This is a genomic window from Dyadobacter psychrophilus (genome assembly GCF_900167945.1).
In the GTDB taxonomy this organism is placed as follows: domain Bacteria; phylum Bacteroidota; class Bacteroidia; order Cytophagales; family Spirosomataceae; genus Dyadobacter; species Dyadobacter psychrophilus.
In genome coordinates this window covers 1,538,980-1,562,064 of sequence record NZ_FUZA01000001.1, presented here as the reverse complement: position 1 = coordinate 1,562,064, position 23,085 = coordinate 1,538,980, and the positions used below count along the sequence as shown (strand labels likewise).

Here is a 23,085-nt window from a genome sequence, read left to right as displayed (position 1 = left end):
GGCTCGTTTGAGTATCTATGAATCGCATTCTAAAAGCTTACTTAAAACGCCTTACAAATCTTAGCACACGCAATAAATCGCTATTGCTGTCCGGGTTACCATCGGAACAGTTTCTGGATCTTCATGAAACCGATTTTTTGCTGGAAAAGCCGTCTGTTGAGCTGGTAAGGCAATTGGTGCTTGGAAAGACCCGTATTGCGCTTTGCGACGTTGCCGATTCCCGGTTCGAAAAAGTGAATGAAGTCAGCAAGAAGCTGCGGAAAATTGCGCGTACGGAAAGATTTATTGAAGAGGAGCGGGGTTCGCGGGATTTGTATGTAGGTTATCCGTTTGTAAAGGGAAAACTTTCAGATGGAACCCCCATTCACGCGCCGTTTTTGTTTTTCCCGGTCACATTGAAAATGGATAGGGAGCAATGGTGCCTTTTTGAGGTTCCCGAAAGTGAAGTAATCCTCAATTCGAGTTTCGCGCTTGCTTATGCGCATTTCAATGAGTCGCCGATATCAGACGAAGTTCTCGAAAAGTCGTTTGAAGACTTTCCCAAAGATTTTCTGGAATTCAGGACGCAGGTGTATGAATGGTTGAAGTCTACTCCCCTGAAAATCAATTTCAATCAGGAGCTCTTTGACGATAAAATTGTGGCATTTAATGCACAGAAAAGCTCGGAACTGATTGCTAATGAGCGTAACGGGGAATTGAAGCTTTTCCCGGAAGCGGTGCTCGGGATTTTTCCTCAGGCGGGTTCCTATCTTGTTCCGGATTATAATTTGCTCCTTGAAAAAGCGCAGGATGACTCTTTTTCCATTCCGCTGCTCGCAGAAGACGAGCTGGAAACGGACTGGGATGGGCAAACGGACACTGTAGATTCACCTTTCAAAAACAAAACGGTAAGGGAAGAGGAGATCTTGACGCCATTTCCTATCGACCAATCTCAGGAGGAAATTATTCTGGCTGTAAAGTCCGGTAAATCGGTGGTTGTGCAAGGTCCCCCCGGCAGTGGCAAATCGCAGCTTATTTGTAATCTGATGGCGGATTTTGCCTCTAGAAGAAAGCGTGTATTGCTGGTTTGTCAGAAAAGGGTTGCGCTCGATGTTGTATATCAAAGACTTCAAACGATTGGTATGACCGGTTTCGTGGGCCTTATTCACGATTTCAAGAATGATCGTCCTGCGCTTTACAGACAGCTGGCCTCACAAATTGAAAAGGTTGAGGAATATAAACAACAAAATTACAGTCTGGATGCGGTTTTTCTGGAAAGGCAATTTACGCAGCAAAGCAGGGCAATAGATCGTACGGTTCAGGATTTGAATGCATTTCGCGAAGCATTATTTGATGAAACGGAATGTGGGGTAAGCATCAAAGAACTTTATCTGAAAAGTGATCAGAAGGGCCCGAATGCCGATATTAAGGAGCATTACCGGTTTTTCCGGATGGATAATCTGGATCATTTCAGAAGACGACTTAAGACGTATAGCGTGTATGTTTTGCATTTTTCTGCCGATCACGTCTGGGCAAAACGCAAAAGCTTTGCCAATTTTGGGTTAAGCGAATTGCGAAGCATGGAAAAGATGCTTTCTGAATGGCCGGAGGTGTTTTCCAAACAAGTGAAAAGGTTTGAGTTTTTGACCAAACAGCCTTTTTCTTTGGATTATTTACAAAGGAAAAGTGAGATCACGGAGCGCCTGACGGACATTACCGCGCTGATTTCCAGTGCAACTACATTTGATCTTTTCAAAAAATATATATCTGACCTTGCGAGCGGACACGAGCGGCTCGCATTCATCAGGCAGACGACGGATGCACTGGAAGGTTATCTTTCCGAAGATGGTATCGAATTTTCCCTTCCAAAAGACAAACTGCATTCCTTTCTGCAATCTCTGAGAAAATCAATCGATGCCAATAGTTCTGCGGTTTCAGGGCTTTGGTGGAATATGTTTGGAAAAGAGAAAAAGGAAGTAGAACGGGTTGCAAAGAAAAATGGGCTGTCAACCTCCCTGGATGATCTTTCGGCACTTGAAATAAAAGTCAAAAACCGGATTGAGCTGGAAAGTTGGCTGACAAATAAGAATCTAAATTTTGACCCAAGGTACGTTGATCTGGATGAAGGCAATGTGGGTGCGCAGTACGTTTCGTTTTTTCAAAATTCCGAAGCCGCAGCCGATGCAGCGGTGAGGGCAACATTAGATCCCTGGTTTACGACTTTGAAGCTTATTGCCCACGAAAGTGTAACCGCAGACGTATTTATTCAAAGCCTTGACGATCTGATATCCTGGATCGGGGTTTGGAGTAAATTGGAAGCAGCAATGTCTCCATTTCTGTTGCCGCAACAAATCAAGAAACTGCTGGAAGACCCGGGCTTATACAGTGAGGAAATGCTTGCGTCGCTCACCAGGGATTTTGATTCATTGGTGGATATGGATAGTTTGTTTGAAAATATGACCTTCCCTGAGCAAGCCATGACCAGGATTATCGTGGACCAAAGCAAAAAGTTGGGATTATCGAACGCGGAGGACCTCGTAAATTTCTTTGAAAATAGCATCCGGCTTGCCTGGATCGAACATATCGAAACAAAATTTCCTGATTTGCGTGCAGTTACTTCATTGAAAATGAAACAATGGGAGACAAATCTGCAAGAAAGCATTACAGAAAAACAGAAGCTGAGCACAGACATTACCGGCATTAAATTGCGTGAAGCCACTTATGAGGATATCGAAAAAAACAGGCTCGGTAACCGCGTTACTTACCGGGAACTGGGGCACCAGGTAACCAAGAAAAGAAAGATCTGGCCGATCAGGAAACTGCTCGAAAGTTATACAGACGAGGTTTTTTCGTTGGTTCCGTGTTGGATGGCCTCGCCAGAAGCAGTCTCTGCCATTTTTCCAATGCAGTCAGCCTTGTTTGACCTGGTGATATTTGACGAAGCGTCGCAATGTTATGCCGAGTATGGCTTGCCGGCCGCGTTTCGTGGAGCACAAATTGTGGTTACAGGCGACAGCAAGCAGCTGTCTCCTAGTGATTTGTATAAAATCCGATACGAAGAAAAAGGGGAGGAGGAAGAATACTCAGCGGCTATCGAAATTGAATCATTGCTCGACCTCGCAGCGCAATCGCTTGACCAATATCAACTTACAGGACACTATCGCAGCCTTTCGCTGGATTTGATTGATTTCTCGAATCGGAATTTTTATAAAGATACATTGAGGTTGCTTCCGGATTTTTCAAGAATAAATGACGATCAGCCTGGAATCCAATATATTAAAACGGATGGAGTTTGGAAAAACAACATTAATGTTGTTGAAGTTGAGCAAGTTATTGAATTGATAAAAGAGCTTGGTGAAACCGGTAAGAGCATTGGCGTTGTGACGTTTAACTTTTACCAGCAAAATGCCATTCAGGATGCATTGGAAAAGGAAAATGTTTCCGTTAAAGATCTCTTTGTCAAGAACATCGAGAATGTTCAGGGCGACGAACGCGACATCATTATTTTTTCAATGGGATATGCACCTGATGAAAAGGGAAAGGTTTCCATGCAATTTGGAAGCTTGAACATGCAGGGCGGCGAAAACAGGCTTAATGTGGCGGTTACGCGTGCGCGGGAGCGAATTTACTTCGTAACGAGCCTCTGGCCATCACAGTTGCAAACGGATCAAACGGCCAATGCAGGCCCTAAAATACTGAAAGCATATCTTGAATACGCACTCAATGTATCAGAAGGGAAATTTCACCCTGAGCCATTTAAAGCCGGAAAATTCAGGTCCGACTGGCTTCTGAAAGACCAGCTGTTGAAGCAAAATGATGATTTCGGAAAGGAGCTTCCGTTTGGGGACATTACAATAAAAAAAGAAGGGGTTTATAAGGGTTTGATCCTCACTGACGATGATTTGTACCATTACAGTAAATCGTCAAAAGAACCGCACGCTTATCTACCCCTTCTTTTGCAGCAGAAAAACTGGCCTTACAGCCGGATTTATAGCCGCGAGTATTGGACTAAAACGGTGAATTACGAGCCATTATAGCTCCTTAATCCGGATATTTCTGAAAGAAACTTTGTTGCCGTGATCCTGTAAAGCGATTTTGCCTTTTGCAGAAGCACCAAATCCTTCCCAGGTTTTGAATTTGCTGTTGGAAACCAATTTATCCCATTCTCCGCCTTGCGTTGGGAAATCGACCAACTTCTGGCCATTCAACCAACTTTCACCACGACCGCCTTTCACTACTATTTTTGCTTTGTTCCATTGTCCCGCTGGTTTCACAGCTGCGAAATCTTTTGGAGGAAGCATGTCGTAAAGTGATCCGGATTTGTGATTTCCTGCCTTACCCGCTTTTGCGTCAGGGTGTTTCACGTCATCCAGGATCTGGATTTCAGGTCCGGTTGAATATGGACAGCAATATTTTTTATCTTCAATTACATGATAAATAATGCCGCTGTTGCCGCCTTCGGATATCTGCCATTCCAATTCTAATTCGAAATCGCCGTATTCTTTGTCCGTAACAAGATCCTTGCCGCCTTTTTCCGCAAGAACAATAGCGCCGTTTTCAACTTTCCATTGTGGCAACACCTCGTCCGACTGCCAGCTATGCCAGCCGTTCAGGCTTTTTCCGTCGAATAATTTCACCCATTTTCCCTTTTCCTGCGCCTCTGCGGTGTTTGAGATAAAAGCCAGTGAAAATAATGCAACCACGCCAGCCTTAGTGAAAGCACGCCAATTTGTAAAATTCATATCCTTGTTGTTAAAGTTTTGGAACACAATATTAAGTACTTTTCAGTTTTTAATTACTTATTTGAAAAAAGTTAAGGCGCGATTGTCGTGCGCGTCTTCAGCACAACGATATTTAATTGATAATCTGATGGCATCTATATTTTCAAAAATTGTAAAAGGTGAAATTCCCAGTCATAAAATTGCCGAGAATGATGATTTTCTGGCATTTCTGGACGCATTTCCTATTACAGCAGGGCACACATTAGTTATTCCCAAGCGAGAAATTGACTACATTTTTGACCTCGAAGAAAAGGCGTATTCAGACCTTTTTCTTTTTGCCAGAAGCATTGTCCCTGCTTTGCAAAAAGTTGTTCCGTGCTTGCGTATTGGTCTGACGGTAATTGGATTAGAAGTGCCGCATACACACATTCACCTGCTGCCTTTGAACAGCATGGCAGATGCAGATTTCTCAAAAAAGATAAAGACTTCTCAGGATGAACTGGCTGCGCTGGCTGCGAAGATCAGGGCTGAAATTCAGTAGGCAGTCTGGAATCTTATAGGAGTCGATCAATTAAAGGAAAAATCTTTTCTGATTGCCAGCATAAACCCGTGGGTTTTGCGATATAAATCCCCGATATCGCTTGCATAAGATCCTTTAATAGTCATTCCTCCGAGAACATTAACATCCGTTTGAGCTCCGATAAGACCAGAGAATTGTTTTGGAGAACCTACAAAACGTTCTCTGTATGATCCCGAATTGCTGGAAAAAGACATTTTTGTATGCCATTGCACCTTTCGGAATAGTGTTCCCCTTAAACCCACGTGCCAGACCAGCACACGATTGTTACTGGTGAAATTGTCGGCGTAATTTGGCCATTTCCAATTTGTCTGTGAAGTAGGAGGGATAAATGGCGTTCCTATGGTGCGATCGTGGTAGGACCATCCGTCGCGAATTTGTTGATTGTTGAAATAATTATCATTACCACGTTTCTTACCATTCCCCAGCTCAAACTGGTCGCCGCCTTGATCCTTGGTGAAAAGCATTTCCAAAACGCCTTCGGTTATTTCGAAGTTAGCTCCGTATGAATTCTTCCTTTTGATACGAAGGCCCGTCAATCCATCCTTTATGCCTTCCATATAAAATAGGGAGCCATCTTCGTAAATGAACTGCCGGTACAAATAAATGGTGCTCCCGTAGGTCTCAACTTCAATTGCTAAATCTAACGAGCCTAAATGGTTCCCTACGCGGTTAGTGCTGTCAAAATGGGAAATATCGTTTCCAGTTCCTCCTATCGTTCCAAAAACGGCGTAAACGTAATTAGCGAAGCCATCCGGTAATTTCCCACTCTCTGGATCTTTGATTAAATATTTTGTTTTCCCGCCCCATTGCACTTGATGGTTGAACCCACCATACAATTTAAGTTTTGAATTAACTTTTCCTATCCGAGCATAGAAGGCCTTTTGATGAAATTTGAGACCGCTGGTTACGGGCCTGCCTTTCTCAAAAAGTCCGTCTGAATAAAACGCATTGAATGAAATCCACCCTTTTGTAAACGGAACGGCCACAAAGCCGTTTGTTCCAATGGATATCTTGGGTATTGGCAGGGCATTTCCTGACCAGGCATAAGAGCCCGTGCCCAATGTGGAGTCGGCAAGGCCGACATATTGTTTTTTTCTTCCTACAAAAAGTTCCCAGTTTTTGTATCTCAATGTCGCATGCAGTTGCGGTATGAGCAATTTTTTGTTTTCGTTAAAATTCCCGACCGCTTCAACACCAACTCCGGCACGCCAATTGGAAGAAAGAGGCCAATAGTTTTCAAGGGAGATACGCGCTGTTCCGGCTGGAACGTCGAGCGGCACAGTGCCAAATTGATTGGCCTGGATCCAGAATGGAGTGTGCGTATTGGTGCTTCCAAAACCTGCTATCTCAATAAAATTATTAGTAGAATCCGCATATTCGGTCACCTGGCCAGACTCCTCCGATTGAGAAAAACCGGCTAATGAAACACAAAGCAGAAATAGTAGGATCGGAAAGATTTTCATAGGCATACCCTCAAGCTTTTTCGTAATGTGTATACTGTGACATCTGACAAAAATAAGTATAACTTTTTGCTATTCATATTGGACATATTAGGAATAGCAAAAAGCGATCCTAATCCAAAAATCCACTTTTCCTTAAACCAATGATCAAGCCATGTGAATCAGGGTAAAGTTGGCCAAAATCAGATGTAATATTGGTAAAAACACTACAACCGTTTAATAATTTAAGGTTTCTTTCCGCAGTAAACGATAAAGAAACTTGCTCTTTCATAGAGTCAAAAGGACTCAATAGAGAGCCAGAATTTCTTGAAAAAGTGCCTTTCAAGCCAAAATACGTTTTAAGCCAGGAAGCCGTAATACCAGTATGAAACGCCCAGAAACGGTTATTATTAGTAAATTCCGAAGCATTGACGGGCAGAGATCCACGTGTAATGCGAGACGACGGAGCCAGTGGCGTGCCAATTCCCCTGTTGAAATACGACCACCCGCGTTCATAAATGTAACTATTGTAATAATTCCCTTTCTCATAAATTGCCAGGCCCGACAACGGCGATTTGTTTGTCTGACTATTAGTGCCAACAGCTTCCAATAGAAAACTCTGAAATGCGAAACGGGATGATCCCGCGGGCAAAGGTCTTATTCTCTTTACCCTGATCCCGTTCAAGCCATCATCTAAATTGATAATGCTGAAAAGTGAGCCTGTCTCGTAAATGTTTTGTCTGTAAACAAAGTAAGACCATGTTTTTCCCCGCCATTCTGCTCCGATGTCAACAGTTCCGAAATGATTGCCAACCTTATTGTATTTCAAAGTTTTACCGGAAATTGTATACCAATAGGCTTTCAGGGGGTCCAGATTATAGAGTGGAGTAATTTTTTCCTGTCCACCCCAAACTGCCTGATGATTGGCTCCCAGGTAAACATTCAAGCGGTCAGTGGGTTTTCCGAAGCGGAAGTACAAAGATTTCTGGTGGAAATATGTATATGAAACTTCCCTTTCGACTCCGTAATTAAGTCTGCTGTTTCCCAGATAGCCTTCTGAATAAGAAAACTTCAGTGACACAAGATTTTTCGTAACATACAGCGGAAGATATTCCGGAATTGATATTTGTATTCGGGGAAATGGCCGGGAGTTTCCGGCAACGGACATTGAACCGGATGTCATGGTAGTGTCCATAAGTCCAACCACATTGCTTTTTTGACCAGCCAGGATTTCCAGTTTGCCTACTTTTCCGGCTATGTAAGCGTCCGATAGAAATACTTTTCCCGTTTTACCATAACTCGCAATCCCCTGAATGCCAGCGCTCCATTGGAAAGTCCTTGGATTGTGCGGATTATAAATTTTGTATACACCTGCATTAACAAGGCCAAAATTCCCATCCATTGGAATGTTACCGTTCTGGTTTGCATGTGCCCAGAAGGGAGTTTGATCCGTTGCGCCAGACAACATCAGGCTGGCTCGATAGTAAACAGTTGAGTCTTGGGCGTGAGCATTTAACGCGAGACAGATAATTACGGCAAAAAGGCAGACTCGCATCTGAGAGATTGGGACCGGCATTTAAATGTAAAAATTACTCATTAAGGGACTGAGTTGATTTCCCAAAGTTATCTGATAAAACCGGATTTTCTCCATCCTATCAAAATAGCAGTGTTGTTTGGGTAAAAATGTCCAAAATCCGTGCCTAAAGACAGGTTCAAATGGCTTTCGTTCATAAATGTCAAGGGTATTTCAGTGCGTGCGAGCAAAGACGTCTGGTTGAGCGAACCGCTAAACGGCCTGTTATATGTCCCTGAATTAATGGAGTGGCTTGCTTTCAACAGAAATGTGACTTTGTTAATCGAGCCGTCTATTCCGGCATGAAGTGCGATAAGGCGATTATTTGCTGTAAAAAGGTTTGGCGAACTTCTCAATTCGCCTCTCATCAGATGTTGAGGAGCAATTAGTGGCGTGCCGAGCGTTCTGCCCTTATATGACCAACCTTGACTGTAAACGTAATGATTGAAGTAATTATCACGGCCAAAGGTGCCTGTTACAAAGTCAAAAACGTCTCCACCCTGGTATTTTGTGTACACGTATTCCAGCAGTATTGTATTTAAACGAAAACTGTCATATTGACGGGTGTTTCTCTTAAACCTCAGCCCGTTAAGTCCGTCGGTGATGTTGGAAACGTTGGCTATCGAGCCGTCTTCGTAAATACTTTGGCGGTATAAGAAAGTTGTCCAGCTTTTTCCTTGTAATTGTACTCCGACATCAATCGTACCAAAGTGATTTCCTACCCTGCTGGCCGCCCAGGGCTTACCAAGGACGACATAACCATAGGCTTCGGAGCGTTTGAGCCCACCTGAGAAAATCTTATCTTCCCCACCCCACATTACCTGGTGGTTAAATCCTGCAAAAAGATTTAGAATGTGGCTCTTCTTCCCGAGTTTAAGGTAAATGGATTTTTGGTGAAGATATGTTTCAGGCACGGTTATCCTGTTTCCGTAAATTGATTTTGCCGGTCCAAACAAACCATCAGAATAGGAAAACTTGAATGAGATAATGTCGTTCCCCGGAATAATGTTGACGAAGTGGGGCGTTGAGATCTGAATTTTAAGGTAGGGTCTCGCATTGGAAGATATTGCAACACTCCCGGTGGTTAATAAACTGTCACCCAGCCCATAAAACTCTTTGCGTTGTCCAATGCTAACCTCTACCGGGCCAGCTTTGGCCGCAAGAAAAAGGTCAGTAAAGAATACCGAGGATGATTTGTTTGCCCTCGCTACAAACTCTGCTCCCGCTGACCATTGAAAAAAGCGGGGATTGTGCTGGTTATAAAGCTTATGGAAACTTGCCTGAGCGAGCGCAAACGAACCGCTTGTTGGGATTACACCATACGTATTTGTGTGAAATAAGTATGGTGTTTGTGTTGAAGCCAGGGCGCCTTTAATTTCCGCAGAATAGTGTAAAGTTGAATCTTGAGAGAAACCGCCTGCTTGCGTTGCTACATAAAGTAGCAGCATTAAGAATAAATTCCTCATGCAGAACTTTTTAACTGCGAAAAACAAATCCGGGAATTAATCTAGCGACCTCTCTTGCCGAAAATTACAACGGCTGTAAGCAGGATAATTTTCAATTCCAGATACAATGACCAGTTTTTGATGTAATAAAGATCGTACATCAGCTTATGGCGCGCATCGAAAACGCCTGCTCCGTAGGAATACATAACCTGAGCATAACCTGTAATTCCGGGTTTGATAGCATGCCTGCTATTATAGTAAGGAATCAGTTCGTCGAAGGTTTCTGTAAAAACCTGTCTTTCCGGCCTTGGGCCTATGAGTGACAGATCTCTCTTGAATATATTGATAATCTGTGGAAGCTCGTCAATCCGGCTCATTCTCATAAATGATCCGTACGAAAATGTTCTCGAATCGTTTTTCTTGGAGAAAGTTGCCCCATTGGATTCTGCATCCAATGCCATAGAACGAAACTTGATACATTTGAATGATTTGTTATCCATACCAACCCGTTCCTGATAATAGAAAACAGGACCAGGAGACTGAAACTTGATCCGGAAATAACTTAAAATCCAGAGCGGGAGGGTCAGCGTGAAAAGGATGATAGAGACTGAGACGTCAATAATCTTTTTAGGATACCTGACTCTTTTGCCGAAAGCCGGCATGTCCGTAATATTCGGATTAAGTTCAGAAATGTCGTCAGGAATGTAAACCTTCTTTAAGTTTTTCTCGCAAAAGTCGTAAACCGTTGTGATCCGTATCGACTTGTTTTTACGAATAACCAACTCGTAAATTACTTTGTTTCGCTTGTCGTAATGTGGATTTGTGACAAGATGGACTTTTTCAAATTTGTCCAGCAAAGGCCGTACCGTATAATTGATCAGATAGTCATCGTCTGCGGTATGCGGAACTAAAATAATCTCCCTGTAAATCCCTCGCAGAAGCTTGAGGTCGTATTTCTGAAGAAAATAGTCATAACTTGTGATAATCAGAATTTCATCGGTAGAAGCGTTTTTGCTTAACAATCGATGTACGTACTTTCGATTAGAAACAGAAGTTTGATCCATATGTGTGCGGCAATAGTAAATTAAGAGCGTGTGCAAAAAGAATGCAATTATAACCTAAAATTTCTTAATTTGAAACATTTAGCTTGTTATAGTGAACCTTCGGTGCGTTTCAACTATTTTAAGGCCGATAATCCGAACCAATGCAAAACAATGAATTGGGCAAATTATGGAAGGGGAGGATGTCGTTAAGTATTCTATAAAAGATAAGTGTGATTGATTTATACTGGTGTGCAAGTTATTATTTTTTAATTTTTTTTCAAGACTTATGCGGGGATAAATGTGCATTGTAAAATGTGTGTATCGCTTTCCATAATTGTTGCTGTTCAAAATTCTTGAGAACAAATTGTTGCGCTAACATCCCCATCTTTTCGCTTGCCTGCCGGTTTCCTATCAGTTTTTCGCAAGCTTCAACAATCGCTTCAACGCTTTTGGGCTGTATGAGAATTCCGGTTTTTCCATCCTCGATCATTTCATTGCAGCCGTTAATGTTGCTTGCTATGCATGGAATGCCCATAGCGCTCGCTTGTAAAAGTGCCTGGGGAAAACCTTCTCTGTAACTTGGAAATACGAAGATGTCGGAAGCGGCCAGAAACTTTCGCACATCATTTTGGTGTCCGACCGCGATGATAGATTTGTTATTAATGATTTCACTATCAGTTGTTTCCTCTAAGGGATTCAAATCCTCAGGCGCGCCAATCAGTATGAGTTTGAGATTTTGATGACGCTTTTCGAGAATTTGAAACGCTTTTACTAACTCATTAACTCCTTTATAATTGGCAAGCCGGCCCATAAAGGCCAGAACTGTGTCGTGCTCTTGAATGCCGTGCTGTTTTCTGAAATCCCTGCTTTCTGCCAGTAATTTTGCATTTACAGCGAAATAATCCAGGTCGATACCATTGCTGCTGCCATTTCCCACTACGCTCACTTTTGATTTATCCGAACTCAGATTGTTGTCCAGGATGAATTGTTTAAGCTCCTGAGAGTTAGGTAATACCCAGTCTGCGCACCAATAAGTCAGAGACTCTACAAAGTTGAGCAGTTTCCTTTTTGGGCCTGTCACTTCCATCAGCGGTAAGCCGGCAACGGTGTGCATTTTAAGAGGAACATTGCAGATGTATGCTGCCAGCATTCCAATAATTCCAGCCTTGGGTGAATGTGTGTGGACAACATGCGGCTTAATTTTTCTGATCAGCCGAATGGCCTTGAACAAGGCAGCCAAATCTTTAAACGGCGTCAGCTCTCTGGAAAGCTGGAGTGGATAAAAGTGCGCTTTCTGACTTTCCACCATCTCCGGAACATGCTTGTCGGGCGTGCTGGACATGTATACATCCATCCCGTTTTCCGACATATATCTCAATTGTCCTTTGAGTAGTATACGTAGCGAATAAGTTTCGGTGGTTATTCTAAGTAATTTGATTTTGTTCATCTAGGTGTGCTGCTGTTACATCCAAAAATTATCAGGACGCGCCAATTAATTCCTGAAAATACGTGATGGTTTCCTTCAAGCCATCTTTAAATAAAATCTCAGGTTGATAATGCAATTGATTGCTGGCTTTTGAGATATCTGCAAGGCTATGCTTTACGTCCCCTTTTCGTTCGGGCTTATAAACAGGTTCCAGCGAGCTGCCTAAATTCTCGGTAATGGCAGATACAAGTTCTGTCAGCGAAGTTTGCTCGTTGCAAGCGACATTAAAGACTTCGTGCTTTACAATATTGTCCGTAAGCAGCGCCTTAATGTTTGCCTGAACTACATTTGATACGAATGTGAAGTCTCTGGAAGTAAGTCCATCTCCATTGATTACAGGTGTTTCACCATTTAAAATTTGAGTAATAAATAGCGGAATCACTGCGGCGTAAGGCCCATTAACATTTTGTTTAGGCCCAAAAACATTGAAATACCTCAAACCGATACTATGGAATTGATATGTACGGGAATACACATCCGCGTAAAGTTCGTTCACATATTTGGTGACCGCGTAAGGCGATAACGGATTTCCTATGACAGCTTCCTGTTTTGGCAGCGTAGGGCTGTCGCCATAAGTGGACGATGAAGCTGCATACACCATTCGTTTTACTCCGGCTTCTTTGGCTGCTTGCAATACATTCAGAAAGCCGCTGATATTGACATCATTGGTTGTAATTGGATCATTGATACTTCTCGGCACCGATCCAAGTGCTGCTTCGTGCAAAACAAAATCAATTCCTTGCATGGCCTCTGTGCAGGTTTTGTAATCGCGAATGTCCCCTTCAATAAATTGAACTTCACCCCTTTCTATAAATTCAGCAATGTTCTCCAGATAACCGGTTGACAAATTATCGAGGACAACAATCTTGGCAGCTTGATATTGAACAAGATAAGCGACAAGATTTGAGCCGATAAAACCGGCACCTCCTGTAATTAAAAACTTGGAGGATGAGATATCCTGCTGATGATATTTATTGAAAGTCATGGGATACAAAACGACGAATTGTGTACTGAGAAAGCAATTGCAATTTATAATGAGCAGGCATGGAATTACAGCCTGGCGTACATTTTTTCTTTTGGAAATATTCCTTTTACATCGTAAACGATAGGGCCATTTTCTCCTGAGGGTATTTGAAGATCGAGCAACTGATCATGACCAACGGCTGCGATAATGCCCTGGTATTTTTCGATTTCTTCCAGATTATCGATTAATGTAATCCCATATTCGTGCTGAACCTCCTTTTTGTCGGCCCAGGGATCATAAACATGAACATTCATTTCATAAGATTCCAGTTCCCTGATAATGTCAATAACTCTGCTATTACGAATATCAGGGCAGTTTTCCTTGAAAGTAATCCCAAGGACCAGCACATCCTGGCCTTTTATTTTACGTTCACTTTGTATGAGCAGTTTGATAAACTGGGTGGCAACATACGGACCCATTGAGTCATTTAACCGGCGACCAGCCAGAATGATCTCCGGATGATAACCTACTTCCTTGGCCTTTTGCGCCAGATAAAAAGGGTCAACACCAATGCAGTGCCCGCCTACCAGTCCCGGTTTGAACGGGAGAAAATTCCACTTCGTTCCCGCTGCTTCTAGCACTTCGCTGGTGTCGATTTTTAGCAGGTTGAAAATTTTTGCGAGCTCGTTAACAAAGGCAATGTTGATGTCACGCTGTGCATTTTCGATCACTTTGGCGGACTCGGCCACCTTGATGCTCGAAGCTTTAAATGTACCGGCCGTGATGATAGCGCCGTACAAGTTATTTACTTCTTCTGCAATCTCAGGAGTCGATCCAGAAGTCACCTTTCTGATTTTCGTCAAAGTGTGATGCTTGTCGCCGGGATTGATCCTTTCCGGAGAATAACCGCAGAAAAAATCCTGGTTAAATGTCAACCCGGAAATCTTTTCCAGGATCGGAACGCAGTAATCTTCCGTAACGCCAGGGTAAACGGTTGATTCATAGATGACAATGTCACCAACTTTTAAATTACGCGCAACAGTTTCCGTAGCCTTCCTGACTGGAGTAAGATCAGGATTATTGAATTGATCAACCGGGGTAGGGACTGTGATGATAAAGATGGAGGCTTGCTTAATGTTGTCCGGATCTGAGGTAAACCTCAATTTAGCAGCAGCTTTTAAACCGTCCGAATCAACTTCAAGTGTTCGATCAAAATGATTAATCAGTTCATTAATTCTTTGCTGATCAATGTCAAGCCCTATTGTTTCAAAAATTTTACCAAATTCAACTGCAAGAGGCAGGCCCACGTAACCAAGGCCGATTACACAAATTGACTTATTTTCTAGGTGCATATAGTCTGTTATAATTGTCAATAATTGACAAAAATAGTTGATACGCGGAAAAATCGGTTGCCTTTGATGTAAAAATGTTTAATGCCGACTTAAAAGTGCGTCAAGGCTGCACTGTCCAGGTTCCTATCATTTCCTTTACCTGCCAGGAATTTGTGGTGGTTTTGCGCAAGGTGATCTTATTACCTACCACATTACTTTGAATGTACTTTCCTTTATTAACCGATATTGGAAGGATGTTGTCATTTATGGTCGGTATCAGTCGTAGGATCTGTCCGTTACGCACTTCAAAAGTTATTTCAGGATAGTTAGCAGGCAAACCATTTAGTGAAATAGTTCTTGTTCCGGTTGAAGTTGCGTTATGGAATATCCTTTTGTAAAAACCATAAGTTAGCGTTCTGTTAAGTTGAGCAATGTCAAAAGTCAGCTTCTCGTGCTTGTCGGACAATGCAAAATTGTCTAAAACAGCAAAGTGTACATATTTTAAGACATCAAGACCTTCCAGCGTCACCGGGTCTATAAGGCTGCAATTTTTAACGGTTCCTTTTTTGGAAATGTCTTCAAATGCAAATGCAGAGACAATCTTTCTAACGCTTCTTGTATCGTGGACCTTGGGCCGGATAATATGAACATTTCCAACATTTGCGTCTCCTATTGCGCTGGCTTCGCGATACACCAGTAACGCAGAGCCGAAGACCGCGTGCGTTGAACCAGCTACATTGCAATCGATCACCGTGGGATCATTAACTTGAACCGTACAGGCATTTGAACTGTAATTGCTGGCGCAGAAGCCATTATGGCGATTATTTTTCCAGACCGGATTTTGAAATGTGATGGTTCCGGCAATAGCACCTGTCGCCCTGGAAACATAAGCCCCATACACGCTGCCGTCATCATTGTGATTGGTAATGGTAATGTCTACCACGCGATTTGTCCCCTTAAAATCATCAATAAGGATCACTATGCCGGGCCCGGCGTTGTTTCTTGTGGTCGGATTTGTGATGCGGATGCCTTCCAGAAATTCGTCAGGATTGTTGGGTTCAATGTCAATTCCCGCGTTTGGAGCAGTGCCATTTGAATTAGAAAACACCGAACTAACTACCTCAATGTTCTTACCGGAAACAATTGAAAGACCTTGCCTTCTGTTATTGTCGGCGCTTACATTGAGCAGTTTTACATTTTCCGAGTATTTTTGAGTGGAGCTCGCACCGATGTAAAATCCGTCGCCACCACTATTGTTCGCAGCAACTCCTTCTATTGTAACATTGGTCACGCCCAGCATTGCAAAAATATGCCGCTGTTCTCCAGTGGTATATTTTGCCTTTTGATCTTTAAATACAACATTGGTTCCTTTGATGGAGATGTTTTGCACATTGTTCATCATGATCATTCTTTCCTCCGCACCCAATGTGCCAAGGCCCTCAATCACCGTCCCCTCGTCCAAAGTGATCGTTTTGTTAGAGCGGAGATTTAATCTCTTAATCCGATATGATACAGCGGGTTTTGGAAAATAGATGCTGCTGATATCTGCTCTGTCCAGCATTGCCTGTAACGCCGCAGTGTTATCGGTTGCTCCATCGCCTACTACTCCAAACCACTCTACATTTACCGGGCCTGAATAAACGCGTTCATATCTTTTTCCCGACGTAATGATTGTGAGGGCACCATCATCTGCTTTGGTCGAGGATGGGTTATGCTTGAAAATTCCAGCTCCGCCCTGATCTGTGATGAAAACACTGGTGGCGGTATCCGTAATGGATCGCAGGGCTGACATGCTAAGATAAGGAACGTATGAAATGGTTCCTGCGAGTGCGATGCGGGCATTGGCCGCCCCTTCCTGCAAGCCCTCAGTCATACCGAACGAAAGTCTGTCGACTTCAACGAAGTTGCTCGCACTGTTTGCGGATTTATGGCTTCTCAGTAACTGAAAAACACCGGCCCTTTCGGCAGTGACGAATTTTCCTTTGATTGTATAGAAAGCGGAAGGTTTGCTACCACTCAATTCGCCCTCAATGAAGTCGTTATAGGAACCGCCTGTTTGCCGGAATCCTTCGGGCAGTACAACCTTTAAGCGGAATGCACGGGCACTTTCGAAAACATAGACTGTATTGGTAGGGATATTTAGAAGATCTGCCTTGATCTTGATCTCAAACTCTTCGTTAACCAGAACTTCTGTTGCAGATGTGCTTATTGAAAAACGGATAGGGTCAATTGCAATGGTGTGTGCGGATGAAAGTGTTAGGATACTAACCAACACGAGACAAAAAATTTTTGATAAACAAGTTGTCATGTTACAATGTTTGATTAAAAATGTCCGAACCTAGAAGTAGTTTCTAAATTTGTAGAACAAATTTAATTAGCAAAATAACAATAAACAATGTTGTTTGTAGAATATTTACGAACTGCTACTATAAACAATTTGATTTGGTATAAATAATCTGGACTTGAAAGTTGCCTTTTAGCGGTGTAGCATTGTTTTTTCGTACAAAAGAATATACTTATCAACCATATATTCCATGTCAAATTTCTTTACAAATGTAGTAGCTATTGAAGTCATCTTTTCGGGCAAGTCGGTACTTTGAAAAATAGATGCAATCTTATCGGCTAAATCTTGCTCATCGCCGGGCGCAAAAAGAAAAGATTTATCAGGTACAATTTCACAAATCCCGGCAACATCTGAACCAAGAAATGGAACTGCGGCAGCAAGCGATTCCAATGTAACACCAGACATCCCCTCGTATGCGGATGAGAGAATGTTCAAATCCACCGTTTTCATCAGTGAAGAAATATCCGTCCGGAAGCCCAGGTAATGAACTTGACTCTCTACGCCGCATTCGACCGCAAGTGCCTGGGTCTTTTCTTTTAATTCCCCTTCTCCTGCAAGCAGGACGTGGTAACCTTTTCCCAAAATTGCACAAGCTTTAATGACCGCTCCCTGATCTTTCGGATATCGGAAGCTGGCAGCCATTAACATCAGCTTTGCGTTTAATGGAATGTTCAGCTGGGTGCATAAAACTGTCCTGTCAAGTTTCGGGGCATTCGCAATGGTTGTGAGGTCCACACCATTGTTGATCGTCCGGATTTTATTGCCCTGGCCAGTCCAGTCACTTAACTTTTCGTTTACGCTATCAGTAATCGCGATAATGGCAGCGTAGGGCCTGTATGCGGCTTGCTCGATTTTTTGCAGATATTTTTTATCCCGTCTTTTGTTGTGATTACTGTGCTCGGTAAAGATTAAAACCGGCTTGACTTTCATTAAAGAGACAGCCAAGCTTGCCCAATAAAGCGCAGGAAATAAGTGGACATGAACAATGTCGTAGGAATTTTCCCTTAGAAAATCCCGGATTTTCCAGGCACACAACGGATTATAAAAGCTACTGATGCCAAGATCGTGAATCGTGATACCGGATTTTTCGATATCCGACAAAAAAGAGGGTACGGATCCTTTTGCATTAAGCAGCAGGAGGGAAATATCAATGCCTTTCTTTTTAAAAATCGGAAGAGAAGAGGCCAGGAGCTTTTCTCCGCCGCCCTGTGAAATATCATTGGTGATTACTAATACTTTCATTAAAGCTTTTTATACGGTTATCGCGTAAAGGGAGCGACTTAATCTACCAATACATTATTTCGAAAGACATTCTCGGGACTTGATGTTCGCAATGTACTAATGCTTCTTGCGCTTTTGGACTGAACCTCATCCCTGATATCGATTTTTTTATCTTCCAAAAGAATGATTTTGGTGCCGCTGATCCTGTTATTAACGAATTTGTATCCTGTATTTTTCCTTCCAAGATTGATCGCCCGGGTTGAACTCTTAATGTCACAACCCTCAAAGGTGATATTTGATGAGCCTAATCCAAATTTCGCCAGAATTTCTCCGGAGCTGTTATTACTGAACTTGCAATTGGTGAACTTAACATTGGTCACCAGTTTTTCTTTTCTTTTTGCATCGATCTGAGCTTCAATGTCTACGCCTGTTCCTGTGGATGCATACATACAACGGCCGGTGTTGGTGAGGGAGGTGCCGGTAATTTCCATCTTATCGCCGCCAGTCAGCGCCAGGCCGGTCCGGGCGTTAAAGTCGAGCTTGCAATCTATAATTTTTACATTTTTCTGATCAGGGGCTGTATGTGAATTGGCAACCTGTATGCCGTCTAATCCAAATCTTTCCGCTGTGACTTTCTTGATCGTAATGTCACCGGAATGTGAGACAAACACGCCGTAATGTGCCAGCTGGATACCGCAATCGCCGTAACCACCTCCAATGTTAATCTTTTTCGGATCGAATGCTGTGCTTTTCTTACCCATGCATTTGACATTATAACTGTTCATATTATTGAGGGTTTCGGAGTAGAAATTGCCGTCCAGTTCCAGATTCTCAACAATCACATTGCTGCTGCTTGCAATGACGATACATCTTCCCAGGTCGGCCCGCTTGTTGGATGTCGTTTTGGTTTTTGGCGTACAGTCCATGGTGATGTTTGTACTGGCCCCATCTGCCGGATCAAACGTGCCGAACCTGAATCCGACGTCATACTTCAGCTTGGCACCGGCTTCACCTCTAATAGTAACATTCTTCGCATTTAAAATTTGTATGACATCGGTGCCGCGATAGAAGTAGTCCCGGTTTTTCAATTTTTCTTGCTTACCTACAATGTAAGTTCCCTTAGGAATGACCAATACACAATTTCCTTTCCTGCGGTTAATGAACTCAGACGCGGCCTGGAATGCGGCATGATCATTGATTGTGTCGTTTGGGATTGCGCCAAAATCTTTCTGGATATTTAATTGGATAATCGCTTTGCTAACTCTGCTTGAATGCTTCAGTGAATCGTAGGACAGGACTTTCCGCTGAGAATAGGCTTCCAGGTTTAAAAGTTGCAGAAAGATAAGCGTTGCCGAGAGTGCTAAGAGTTTCATAAATGGAGTATTTAATTTTCAAATGCGACAGACCAGAATTTGCCTGATATGATTTCAGGTAACATTCAAGTTCATCGTTGGACAGCAATGGAGTGTGTCCTTTAGATACACTTGGACGGATAACAATCGTGCCAAGTTTCCCTACTTTGACATCATTTTTTGACTGTATAAGCCGTAGTAATTTTCAGCAGTTGAGCGAATGTGGTAATTTTTGGCAAATGTTTGAACACAATTTTCTTTTATATCTTCTTTATTATCAGATAGATGAAAGTTCAGGATCGCATCCAGGTATGCTTCCTCGCTTGTGTTGCTGCTGAGGAAGCCATTCACGCTATCGGTAAGCATCTCTTTGATACCGCCAACGGGGGTGCATATGGGGATGCAGCCGAGAGACAGTGCTTCGATCAGGGAGATGGGCATTCCTTCATAAAGGCTTGACAAGCAAAAAGCATCAGCGATGGACAGATAATCCACTACATTTTCTTTTGCTCCAATCAGATCGATGAACGGATCTGCTTTAACAAGTTCCCTGAGCTGACTTGCAACATGCTGTTCTCTTAGGTCCCCAATAATCAGCAGCCGGCATTTTTTGTCAGAAACCTGCCGGTTAAAAGCCTGAACAGATCGAACCAGCATAGCCTGATTTTTCGCCTCCACAACCCGGCCTACATTCAACAATAAATATTCATCTTCACGGGCCGGATATCTTCTTTTCACCTCCGGCAATTCAGGGGTCACATGTAGCTCCGGCCGGCCGTTTACAATTAAGTGATCGTTATTAAGGCCATAATATTCGCTGAATGTGGCCCTTCCGTCCCGGGAAATGGTGATTGGCACCACGCTGCCTGTTTTGTAATAATAGCTGCGAATTTTTTTTAGGACGTTGTTAGGACATTCCTGAGCAGCCCTGTTATGGACTGTATGAAAAACTTTGACGCCAGACGGGAAATTGAAAAAAACATTAATGTTCAGATACTCGAACGAACTGGTATGTGTATTGACAACATCCGGCTTCACCCGGTAAATCCATTGAGCGACTTCCCATAAAACTTTGGGATCAAATCCTGCTTTTTTTCCAAATGAAGTATAAGTCACCCGGTCGCTTATTTCTGATACAAACGAATCGAGGGCTGCATTATCTTTTAATGAAATCAAAAATATCTCTGAACCCTCGATATTGGCAAGTTCGTTGCATAAATCGACAACAAATCTTTCTGCCCCACCTCGGCTAAGAGACGGAATAATATGGACTATTCTCATTATTTGGATCTATTTCTTCAGACTTATTCTCCGCTTGCATTTCAAACAGCTTCAAACCAACATACACCAATAAAAAGTAATTAAGTGAATACAGCATGGGGCGCTGGAAAAATACGAGCATTAAAATCAGCATAGAAATGAGGCTGAATATGAGATACTTTCGCCAGGGATGAAAATAAGCGAATAGGAATGTCAGATAAACAAGGATGAGTATCCCGCGTTCCAGAACAAACACCCGGTATGATAGTGTCGATCCCCCGTATACTTTTAACATATAATCCTTTCCACGGCCCGTATACAGGTCTGCGTCGCTTTCATCAATGAAACCCTGATACATGGATTCAAAACCTCTGATACGTGTGTCCCGGTTATTCACAACACCAACAATCCAATCGTTTTGCCATTCGAAACGATTGTAAACCCTGTGCGACAATATTGGATCGTCCTGTGTGCTCCTTGCTGCGAAAACGAAGGTCACGTAGGAAATACAAATAAACACAGTAGAAAAAGCAATGCGAAAGGCTAGCTGCTTTGTTCTTAATAGTCGAGTGTTAGAGAAATATATTACAGGTAAAAAAACAATCAGGAAGAAGAGGGATAAAGAAAGCACTCCGGATATAATCAATACCCAGAATTCAAAACGACTTAACATACGTCGATAGTAAAACATGATGAGGGGAATAATCGTACCGACAACGCCTGGCTCATCAAAAACTGAGCTGAACCGATTTTCCACTCCTGCCCGGCTCCAATAAAAGAACAGATAATTGTCATAAATCCGTCCTTTTCCCACTTCACCTCGTTGAATAGAGAATAACGGGGGAATATCAAATAGGTTGATGAGCAGATAAATGGGTAATCCGATTATCAGTAAAGAGATAAATAGCTTTATATACCATTGAGCTACTTTAAATCGCTCCTCGTCTCTCAGTAGCGCAAAGGTTAAAACCGGCAGAATACCAGAATATAACAATTGAATTGAAATCAGCAGAGAGCTTTCATTATAATAGGCCCACCAAACAGGAAATATTAATGCAGCGAGAATATAGTTTTTGTAGCTGTTCCTGAGCAAAAGCACCAGAAGAGCATACATATTGAGAAATTTCAACCCATATACAAACACACGAACCGGCACAATGGTGCTATAAACTGGGTATGAGTCAAAAAATGCAATTAGCACAAGGTTGATACATATCAATTTCCGGATATCAATTTTGAGATCCTTTTTGATAGAGATATGTAGTGCCGGTACTTTCATACACAATGAAGAACTAGTTAAGTAAAATTGATTTCAATTCATCAGGTGTTCTAACGTAATCAAAACCCCAAATATATCTTACTAACTCATATTGTTCCGGAGTAATCTTTTCTTCAAAAACATTAAATGTGTCGTAAAGCTGTTGATTATCCTTGTTTTTTGTATTCTTCACTTCGGTTTGATAGTGGTTACGCAACAAGTTATCACCGCTTTTTGATTTTGAAACCAGGGTGACGTCTTGCTTGAAAAGGAAATTCGGTTTGTTCAGAAAAAGGCTGTACCCAATATGCGTCCCCGTGCTATTCGAGATAACCATATCAGCAAGTGAGATGATTGATTTCAACCTGTTCAAAAAATACAGGTCGTCTCGGTGCCCCGCGGTCGTAAGCTTGTAACCCATTTTTTGATAATAATCATGGTCACCATTCTGCGCGTCTTTCCAGTACATACACACCAGAACGGTATCATATCCGGCTTTTCGCTTCTCGATTTCCAGGCAAAACTGATGCTTGTCGTATTCCGCAGCAACTGCACCGATGGAATGACTTGGAAATACCAGGAGAACCCTGCCTAAGCTCTTTTTGATTTTTGATAAAGCTTCCTGATCAAGAATTCCCTCAGCATAGTGAATGTATGGGCCAATCAGCATAGGCAATTTACCTGTCTTTTCTAAAATGAATTGCGCCCTGTAATCACTGTAAGTCAATGTCTTCTTCGCAAGATTAACCGAATCTGCGCGAACAAGATTTCCGATGACTATCCCATGTTCGAGGTAGATTTCGTGGAGAGGGAGATTGCTGTCAGTGATATCAATTTTACTATATTGTAAAAGCTGAAAAAGAATTCCGTAATAGTTACAATCGTCAAAATAAAACTGAGGATAATAGGGCAGGGGGGCACTCAGCTTTGGAAGATCAAAAATGTCAGTTGATTGCCGTGACTTTACTTGTTCAGGGAAGTCGGCAGATTTGGATCTCTTGAGGGCACAATATATTTTCCGGAAGATTTTCGTTTTCTCGGCTTGTATTACAATCTGTCTTTTTAAATCATTAATCATTGCGTATAGTG

At 42.4% G+C, this 23,085-nt stretch carries 16 protein-coding genes; 2 read left to right on the top strand and 14 right to left on the bottom strand.

Annotation, left to right across the window (positions count from 1 at the left end):
• Positions 1 to 17 precede the first annotated feature (17 nt).
• Positions 18 to 4,016: an AAA domain-containing protein gene (locus tag B5X68_RS06620; RefSeq protein ID WP_082213812.1), complete on the top strand. Its 3,999-nt coding sequence runs from the start codon at positions 18 to 20 to the stop codon at positions 4,014 to 4,016.
• Here B5X68_RS06620 and B5X68_RS06615 read toward each other — a convergent pair.
• Positions 4,011 to 4,721, bottom strand: a complete 711-nt coding sequence (locus B5X68_RS06615; protein ID WP_082213811.1) for a 3-keto-disaccharide hydrolase — start codon at positions 4,719 to 4,721, stop codon at positions 4,011 to 4,013. The two genes, B5X68_RS06620 and B5X68_RS06615, sit on opposite strands and share 6 nt — an antisense overlap.
• Positions 4,722 to 4,848: 127 nt before the next feature.
• On the opposite strand from B5X68_RS06615, the gene B5X68_RS06610 reads away from it, so the two are divergent.
• Positions 4,849 to 5,241, top strand: a complete 393-nt coding sequence (locus tag B5X68_RS06610; protein ID WP_082213810.1) for an HIT family protein — start codon at positions 4,849 to 4,851, stop codon at positions 5,239 to 5,241.
• A gap of 26 nt (positions 5,242 to 5,267) precedes the next feature.
• Here B5X68_RS06610 and B5X68_RS06605 read toward each other — a convergent pair whose 3' ends face one another.
• From B5X68_RS06605 to B5X68_RS06545, 13 genes are all read right to left on the bottom strand, one after another.
• A complete protein-coding gene (locus tag B5X68_RS06605) occupies positions 5,268 to 6,749 on the bottom strand; it encodes a capsule assembly Wzi family protein (RefSeq protein WP_229208307.1) in 1,482 nt (493 codons plus the stop codon).
• A gap of 103 nt (positions 6,750 to 6,852) precedes the next feature.
• Positions 6,853 to 8,274: a capsule assembly Wzi family protein gene (locus B5X68_RS06600; protein WP_229208306.1), complete on the bottom strand. Its 1,422-nt coding sequence runs from the start codon at positions 8,272 to 8,274 to the stop codon at positions 6,853 to 6,855.
• A gap of 68 nt (positions 8,275 to 8,342) precedes the next feature.
• Entirely contained in the window at positions 8,343 to 9,758 is a 1,416-nt protein-coding gene (locus B5X68_RS06595; RefSeq protein WP_082213807.1) for a capsule assembly Wzi family protein, read from the bottom strand.
• A gap of 41 nt (positions 9,759 to 9,799) precedes the next feature.
• The gene (locus B5X68_RS06590) at positions 9,800 to 10,801 is read right to left on the bottom strand and encodes a sugar transferase (RefSeq protein WP_082213806.1); all 1,002 of its coding nucleotides are present in this window, start codon (positions 10,799 to 10,801) and stop codon (positions 9,800 to 9,802) included.
• A 256-nt stretch (positions 10,802 to 11,057) separates the two neighbouring features.
• A complete protein-coding gene (locus tag B5X68_RS06585) occupies positions 11,058 to 12,227 on the bottom strand; it encodes a glycosyltransferase family 4 protein (protein WP_082213805.1) in 1,170 nt (389 codons plus the stop codon).
• A gap of 31 nt (positions 12,228 to 12,258) precedes the next feature.
• Positions 12,259 to 13,251: an SDR family oxidoreductase gene (locus tag B5X68_RS06580; RefSeq protein WP_082213804.1), complete on the bottom strand. Its 993-nt coding sequence runs from the start codon at positions 13,249 to 13,251 to the stop codon at positions 12,259 to 12,261.
• 65 nt (positions 13,252 to 13,316) lie between these two features.
• Positions 13,317 to 14,582 (bottom strand): nucleotide sugar dehydrogenase, encoded by a 1,266-nt coding sequence (locus B5X68_RS06575; protein ID WP_082213803.1) that lies wholly within the window; start codon positions 14,580 to 14,582, stop codon positions 13,317 to 13,319.
• Between the two features lie 100 nt (positions 14,583 to 14,682).
• Positions 14,683 to 16,836: a glycosyl hydrolase family 28-related protein gene (locus B5X68_RS06570; protein ID WP_212567976.1), complete on the bottom strand. Its 2,154-nt coding sequence runs from the start codon at positions 16,834 to 16,836 to the stop codon at positions 14,683 to 14,685.
• A gap of 201 nt (positions 16,837 to 17,037) precedes the next feature.
• Entirely contained in the window at positions 17,038 to 18,147 is a 1,110-nt protein-coding gene (locus B5X68_RS06565; RefSeq protein ID WP_082213801.1) for a glycosyltransferase, read from the bottom strand.
• Positions 18,148 to 18,185: 38 nt separating this feature from the next.
• Complete coding sequence (locus B5X68_RS06560; protein ID WP_082213800.1) at positions 18,186 to 19,499, bottom strand: right-handed parallel beta-helix repeat-containing protein; 1,314 nt, start codon at positions 19,497 to 19,499, stop codon at positions 18,186 to 18,188.
• Positions 19,500 to 19,640: 141 nt separating this feature from the next.
• The gene (locus tag B5X68_RS06555) at positions 19,641 to 20,759 is read right to left on the bottom strand and encodes a glycosyltransferase (RefSeq protein ID WP_082213799.1); all 1,119 of its coding nucleotides are present in this window, start codon (positions 20,757 to 20,759) and stop codon (positions 19,641 to 19,643) included.
• A complete protein-coding gene (locus B5X68_RS06550) occupies positions 20,728 to 21,852 on the bottom strand; it encodes a hypothetical protein (protein WP_141110198.1) in 1,125 nt (374 codons plus the stop codon). Before B5X68_RS06550 ends, B5X68_RS06555 begins: the two co-directional genes overlap by 32 nt.
• A gap of 178 nt (positions 21,853 to 22,030) precedes the next feature.
• A complete protein-coding gene (locus tag B5X68_RS06545; RefSeq protein WP_082213797.1) occupies positions 22,031 to 23,074 on the bottom strand; it encodes a hypothetical protein in 1,044 nt (347 codons plus the stop codon).
• Positions 23,075 to 23,085 lie beyond the last annotated feature (11 nt).

Excerpts from the sequence above, each read along its gene's own strand:
- B5X68_RS06620 (WP_082213812.1), top strand. The coding sequence starts at position 18 with ATGAATCGCATTCTAAAAGCTTACTTAAAACGCCTTACAAATCTTAGC.
- B5X68_RS06615 (WP_082213811.1), bottom strand. The coding sequence starts at position 4,721 with ATGAATTTTACAAATTGGCGTGCTTTCACTAAGGCTGGCGTGGTTGCA.
- B5X68_RS06610 (WP_082213810.1), top strand. The coding sequence starts at position 4,849 with ATGGCATCTATATTTTCAAAAATTGTAAAAGGTGAAATTCCCAGTCAT.
- B5X68_RS06605 (WP_229208307.1), bottom strand. The coding sequence starts at position 6,749 with ATGCCTATGAAAATCTTTCCGATCCTACTATTTCTGCTTTGTGTTTCA.
- B5X68_RS06600 (WP_229208306.1), bottom strand. The coding sequence starts at position 8,274 with ATGCGAGTCTGCCTTTTTGCCGTAATTATCTGTCTCGCGTTAAATGCT.
- B5X68_RS06595 (WP_082213807.1), bottom strand. The coding sequence starts at position 9,758 with ATGAGGAATTTATTCTTAATGCTGCTACTTTATGTAGCAACGCAAGCA.
- B5X68_RS06590 (WP_082213806.1), bottom strand. The coding sequence starts at position 10,801 with ATGGATCAAACTTCTGTTTCTAATCGAAAGTACGTACATCGATTGTTA.
- B5X68_RS06585 (WP_082213805.1), bottom strand. The coding sequence starts at position 12,227 with ATGAACAAAATCAAATTACTTAGAATAACCACCGAAACTTATTCGCTA.
- B5X68_RS06580 (WP_082213804.1), bottom strand. The coding sequence starts at position 13,251 with ATGACTTTCAATAAATATCATCAGCAGGATATCTCATCCTCCAAGTTT.
- B5X68_RS06575 (WP_082213803.1), bottom strand. The coding sequence starts at position 14,582 with ATGCACCTAGAAAATAAGTCAATTTGTGTAATCGGCCTTGGTTACGTG.
- B5X68_RS06565 (WP_082213801.1), bottom strand. The coding sequence starts at position 18,147 with ATGAAAGTATTAGTAATCACCAATGATATTTCACAGGGCGGCGGAGAA.
- B5X68_RS06560 (WP_082213800.1), bottom strand. The coding sequence starts at position 19,499 with ATGAAACTCTTAGCACTCTCGGCAACGCTTATCTTTCTGCAACTTTTA.
- B5X68_RS06555 (WP_082213799.1), bottom strand. The coding sequence starts at position 20,759 with ATGAGAATAGTCCATATTATTCCGTCTCTTAGCCGAGGTGGGGCAGAA.
- B5X68_RS06550 (WP_141110198.1), bottom strand. The coding sequence starts at position 21,852 with ATGTATGCTCTTCTGGTGCTTTTGCTCAGGAACAGCTACAAAAACTAT.
- B5X68_RS06545 (WP_082213797.1), bottom strand. The coding sequence starts at position 23,074 with ATGATTAATGATTTAAAAAGACAGATTGTAATACAAGCCGAGAAAACG.